Genomic DNA, 413 nt, shown 5'->3' with positions numbered 1-413 from the left:
CGACGGTTCCACAAGTCGATGACGCTGTCGGGTATCTCGCAGATGCTGCGGAGACACGGCTGGAGTCACCAGGTTCCGGCCCGTCGGGCCGTCGAGAGGGACGAGGCGGCCGTGGCCGGCTGGGTGCAGGAGGTATGGCCTCACCTGGAACCACCGCGGCGGCGCTCGGGGCCTGGATCGTCTTCGAGGACGAGGCAGGATTCTCGATGACGCCGCCGACCTCCCGCACCTGGGCCAGACGCGGAACCACCCCGGTCATCCGGGTCCGGGGCCGATCCCAGCGTCGCTTCTCCATCGCGGCGCTTTGCTGCTACAAACCCGGCGAACGCTCCCGCCTGATCTACCGGCCCAGACGGCATACCGATCACAAGAGCGGAGGTCGCAAGAGCTTCGCCTGGACCGAGTACCGTGAC

1 protein-coding gene and 1 pseudogene are annotated in these 413 nt (G+C 68.0%); both read left to right on the top strand.

Annotated elements, in window-relative coordinates; genetic code table 11:
• Positions 1-210 (top strand): winged helix-turn-helix domain-containing protein (locus G3I71_RS48805; RefSeq protein WP_164325427.1); only part of this gene is annotated, 210 nt, incomplete at its 5' end.
• Positions 207-413, top strand: a pseudogene (locus G3I71_RS48800) (IS630 family transposase); the annotation flags it as partial. The gene G3I71_RS48805 and the pseudogene G3I71_RS48800, both read left to right, overlap by 4 nt.

Source organism: Streptomyces sp. SID12501, from assembly GCF_010550245.1.
Lineage (GTDB): Bacteria > Actinomycetota > Actinomycetes > Streptomycetales > Streptomycetaceae > Streptomyces.
Note: the sequence above shows the minus strand (reverse complement) of the source record. Positions and strands in the feature narration are given on the sequence as shown.